The sequence below is a fragment of the Geofilum rubicundum JCM 15548 genome (assembly GCF_000974365.1).
Classification (GTDB): Bacteria; Bacteroidota; Bacteroidia; order Bacteroidales; family Marinilabiliaceae; genus Geofilum; species Geofilum rubicundum.
In genome coordinates this window covers 1-922 of record NZ_BAZW01000184.1, presented here as the reverse complement: position 1 = coordinate 922, position 922 = coordinate 1, and the positions used below count along the sequence as shown (strand labels likewise).

Genomic DNA, 922 nt, shown 5'->3' with positions numbered 1-922 from the left:
AGCGGCAAACGAAAAATAAAACAAACTGACAAGCAATATATAAGATGACCAAGATTAGAAAGCAATTTTATCGAAAATTACTATTCATAGGAATAGGAATTATTCCTATAGTAGTTTTTTTTAGCAGTAAAGGACCAGAACGTTTTGCAGCCTTAACTGGATTTCTATTCATAATTTGGAATTTTATTAAAATCATAACACAGATTCAACCAATTGTAGACGACTTCTTTCCACCAAAAAGTTATGACAGAAAATCATCAACATCCTTTGATAAAGTCATATATATAATTTCAATGATAATTTTCTTCGTTGGACTTCTTTCTCAAATATTTGTTCTAAGAAGAATTGATAATACAATCGACGGACTTAATTTATATCTGATTTCGGGTTTCGTTGGAATGGTACTTGCCTTTGTAATTATCTTGACACTGAAATCTTATAGCCCTACAATTTATGATGAAAGTAATAGACGTTTAAGCATCATAATGAGTTTAATAATAGGATTGTTCTTATTGTTTCCCGCATTGGCATGTGTCGTAAATGAATCTTCATCAGAAAGTGAAATACTTAATGAAAAGTATTTAGTTATCAATAAAGGTTCAAGTAGTACTAAGAATAAAGAACACTATTTATATTTGAATATCAAAGGTGATAATCAAAGAGTTACTGTCTCTAAGTCATTTTGGCAAAATGTAGAAGAAGGAAAAACAATAAGCTTATCTACAAAGAAAGGATTATTTGGATTTCGATATATAATTGAATTTAAAATGATTTGAATGAATAAACGTCAGCCGCTAACACGCGTTATAGTGCATGGCTAAGTGTCATATTTACAGCGGCTTCTGCTGGTTTATGAACATTCATAACGGCCAGAAAATAACTGCCAAGAAGATTAGCCACGCACCATATCGCTGGACGTTAG

The 922-nt window shown here is 31.1% G+C and carries 1 protein-coding gene; it reads left to right on the top strand.

From position 1 onward, the window contains the following. Positions 1-44 precede the first annotated feature (44 nt). Complete coding sequence (locus JCM15548_RS20680; RefSeq protein WP_062129135.1) at positions 45-776, top strand: hypothetical protein; 732 nt, start codon at positions 45-47, stop codon at positions 774-776. The last annotated feature ends 146 nt before the right edge of the window (positions 777-922 follow it).